The following is a 4035-nucleotide window of genomic DNA, read 5'->3' on the forward strand; positions in this document are numbered from 1 at the left end:
ACCCTCTAATACAGACTTCAAGTAATGCCGGTCAAACTTTTTAGTGTAATCACCATTTCTCAACTGGTGCATCAGATCAGTAGCGGAATAGTGCAGCACCTTCTGATCCGTGAATATTGAAAATGCATCGGCGATCATATCTTGTATTGCTTTGGCTAGATTTGATCGGCTACCCTCAAAATATACTTCGAGCTGCTTGGTATGGTAGACATGCGGCGCAAAGTACATCCGACCTGATTCCGGGTAGGTCGGCTTCATATTTGCTAAGTGATGTAAGAATGCCGGAATTTCTGCTGAAATTTTTTCCTCAATGTTCGGATCGTCCGTGATTCCTCTATCCTTGAAGGTCATAATTTTGAAAACGGCAAATCTATTTTCACCTCTTTCAATGGGTAACGCCTTACCCTCCTCGTTGCTCATAAAAACAAACTTCCCTATAAAATCGATTTGCGTTTGAATTTTCCCTTTTTCGTTGGAGGTTACCTTGCTTGTCTCAGTACTAAGGCGCTTGATCATCTGCATAATCCCCTTTTTCTCAAGGGATGTTTCGTCTACAATCACACAGAGCTTATCAATCCAAACAGAGTTGAAATCACTTTCGAAATCGCTATTTCCAACTTTGATTGCATTGTCTTGAAAAATATGCTTCAATAAGGTGCCAAAGGTGCTTTTCCCTGTGTTTCGTTGTTGTGACTCCAACAGAAGGACCGGAAGCCTCTGAGTAGGCTTCACATATAGAAGATGCATGTAGTCCATTATAAAGTCTAAATACCCCTCGAAAATGTGATTTAATACCCGTGAAATATTGGGAAACGCCCCAGGTTTTGGGACGTGAGTAAGCTTGTTGTATTTATTAAAAAAGCCGCCAATTTCCGACTGATAATTTACATGGGAAGGAACGGTTACAAACCCTTCATATTTTTTAATATAGGGGAGGTAATTCGCTCCGAAATCATCTTTAATTGTGGATTTCAACCTTGGAACGTACTTTTTTTGCCGCCTGCCTAATTTATCAGGCTCCCAGACCTCTTTCAAATAGTTATCTCCTACACGAATATACTCCCGCTGGATTTGCGCGATCTTTTTCTCCTTAATTTTCTGGTTGCTCTTTTCTTCTTCAAGCTTGTCAGGAATTGAAATTTCCAGCTTTTGATTACCATCACCTTGATTTCCAGCCGCTTTTGCGCCTTTGTCTTTATTAAAATGAAGTTCTGTCGGCTTTTCGATTGTTAATATTTCTTGCATATTTGCATCATTAGGAGTTTGAATACTGACTTTGCCATTTTCCCCTCCTTCGTTGGCTTACGAAGGAGGGATTTTTTTTACCTGTGTCATAGACAAAAATGTCTGTGTTGGCCATTTGTATCACACGAACATTCTTGTCTATGCTGGATCTGATTTCTGTGAAGGGATTTTGCTCATCATACAGGTTGATTACATTAAATGGGCTGTATGGCGAAGAATTGTTTCTGGAAGCAGGTGCGCGTACATTTTCTCAGTGATCTTCATAGAGCTATGCCCAAGAATTTTACTTACACTCTCCATCGGCACATCTCGGTTGAGCAGGTAGGTGCCAGCTGTTTTTCGTCCAATATGCGTTGTAAGATTGATTTTAATCCCTGTGATCGAGGCGATCTCTTTTAAGTACTCGTTCATTTTCTGATTGGTAAGTACTGGTATTTTCCCATCGTACTTGTCAATCAGGTATTTGGCGTACTTCAAAACAGGTATTACAAACGGCCGGTCTGTTTTCTTCCTGCTGTATCTGATAAATAAACGTCCGCTATTATCCTTAAACAAGTGTTTTTCAGGTGAGAATAATGAGAGATCACAATACGACAAGCCGGTAAAACATTGGAAGAGAAATGTATCTGCAACTCTGGTCTGAGCCGGCGAGAATAAAGGATTGTCTTTCAACGATTCAATTTCCGATTCTGTCAAAAAATAGATCTCACCTGGCGGCTCTTTTTCTTCCTTCAAGTGCGCAAGCGGATTTCGGTCTAGTTTGCCGGCGTTGACCGCCTGATCAATCAGGAACTTTAATCTATTCAGGCTTTTGACAATGAAATTTTGCGTGTATTTCTGCTTAAATCGCAGAAAGTCTATATAAGCGTGACCAAATGAGTTATCAATTTGGCTCAATAAGATGTCCTTACGGTTGGTACTTGCAAAGAACTTAACGATATGCTGATGCATGGTTTGATGCGCCTTTAAAGTGCCTTTGCTATATCCACGAAACCCGGATCTTGACTTTATCTTGTTGATGTGAGCTTTGCTGACTTCGAGCAGCGTAAGTGAACCAGTTTTATTAAGGTAAACTCTGCGCACCTCGTTTACGCTCGGTATTGAGGTTTTTGACAGATTCCGGAAAACGAGTCGAATATCGCTTCTAATTTCTTCGAGACGCTCGTTCAGCTCTATGATATCCTGATCGTTACCAATAAACCTTTGCTCCGTTCCATGCCAATTTTCACCGGCCTGAATACCCAAAGAAAAATCAGTCGCAGTGACAGCATTCAATCGCAGTCTGCAGTACACAAACCTCTGCTTTCCACTAAGTCGGGCATTGAATCGGATAATTAATTTGTTTTTATTTCTGAGAGGTACCATTGGAAATGATGGATGTAATTAGGTTGATCTTTTCAGGCTCATTACTAATGAAGTGCGTGATAATTTCCGTTAATCCGGCCTCCGTTATTGTCCTTTTCATCATTTCAATTTCAGCCTGCCGATATATTCCGAATAGCAGGCTGTTCAATTCTGTTACAACTTCATCCGAAAATCTGTCGCTTTCGTTTACGTAATCGGTTGCCTTGTCTAAGGCCGGCTGAATACTGCCCAGGTTGTTCATAGAAGATATGATTTTGAGTTAAAGAAGCATTTGTAAATCAAATTCAGCTCTCGTTTCTGAGAGCCGGAAATTAGAGTTTGCATTGAACTGAAAAAGGATTTCACTCCCTTTCTCATGCCTTGTGAAAGTGCGCTTTCTGAGCAACTTTTCTGCGTCTTGCTCCGAGATAGGAAATGTTTTTCGGCGCATATTCCTGGCAAAGAATAGCCAGGTTTTCATAATCCTGGAATACTTCAAGCACGTGACATTGAAGCGGCATTCGTGGCCGTTGATAGTAGTTACGTAGTCCATATAATTAGGATTTATGACACCCTCTCTTGAAATTCGCGGAAGTGCTTTAATACAAAGGTTTCAGACCGTTGCGTATAGTACTGTTCTGTTGTACTGGTTTTAACATGACCCAGCATGGAAGCAACACTTGTGAGGGGAACTCCGTTGGCTATGTAGTATGAGGCGCAAGTCTTTCTGGCAACATGCGTAGTCAACCTCAATTCCAACTCGACAATTGCCTGGATTTCCTTCAAAATCCGATTCATCGCCTGGTTTGTGTACACTGGGAAAATTGTATTTCTACGAACACTGTCCGGATTATCAGAGTAAGTCTGAATGAGGCGAATCGATTTTTCGATCAGAGGTATTATGCAAGGATTTCCATTCTTGCCCCTACTGATACGGATTAATGGGCTTCCATCATCCGACAGGGCTAAGTGAGATCTATCAAGGCGGTTTACATCTGTATAAGAAAGCCCGGTATAGCAGCAAAAAAGAAATACATCTCGAACGTATACATACTCCCGGGTGGAGAACGACGCCGCTTCCAGCTTCTTAATGTCACCCTCGTGTAAAACTTGCACTTGCTTGCGCTCCCTCTTTGGTCTAAAAAATGCAAGCGGGTTCTTTTCAATCCACTCGTTAGCAATTGCGTAGTTTAAGGTGCGCTTCAGAAACTCAGCATGCAACACTGCATGATTGTGCCCATGCGCGAAATTCTTCTTACAAAAATTTACAAGGTTTTGCCCGTCTATTGGCCTTAATTGAGAAAGTTGCAAATAGCGATTTCCGTAAGTAGACAGAATATATTGTTTCGTACGCGCAACTATATACCGCTTTTTGTCAACCGTTTTTTTCTCATATTCGATACCTTCCAGCTGTACAAATTCATTATTAAGAAATCTCTCGAGGCA

At 41.2% G+C, this 4035-nt stretch carries 5 protein-coding genes; all 5 read right to left on the reverse strand.

What is annotated here, in order from left to right; all coding sequences use genetic code 11:
* A partial coding sequence (locus tag ACTIE6_RS03080) for a primase-helicase family protein (RefSeq protein WP_439555230.1) occupies positions 1 to 1245 on the reverse strand: 1245 nt, incomplete at its 3' end.
* Between the two features lie 189 nt (positions 1246 to 1434).
* Positions 1435 to 2520, reverse strand: coding sequence for a site-specific integrase (locus tag ACTIE6_RS03085; RefSeq protein ID WP_439555231.1), 1086 nt, complete (start codon positions 2518 to 2520; stop codon positions 1435 to 1437).
* Between the two features lie 70 nt (positions 2521 to 2590).
* The gene (locus tag ACTIE6_RS03090) at positions 2591 to 2851 is read right to left on the reverse strand and encodes a hypothetical protein (protein ID WP_439555232.1); all 261 of its coding nucleotides are present in this window, start codon (positions 2849 to 2851) and stop codon (positions 2591 to 2593) included.
* Between the two features lie 112 nt (positions 2852 to 2963).
* Entirely contained in the window at positions 2964 to 3110 is a 147-nt protein-coding gene (locus ACTIE6_RS03095; RefSeq protein ID WP_439555233.1) for a hypothetical protein, read from the reverse strand.
* 43 nt (positions 3111 to 3153) lie between these two features.
* Positions 3154 to 4035 (reverse strand): site-specific integrase (locus ACTIE6_RS03100; RefSeq protein WP_439555234.1); only part of this gene is annotated, 882 nt, incomplete at its 5' end.

It is taken from the genome of Dyadobacter sp. (assembly GCF_051859145.1).
Taxonomy (GTDB): Bacteria; Bacteroidota; Bacteroidia; order Cytophagales; family Spirosomataceae; genus Dyadobacter.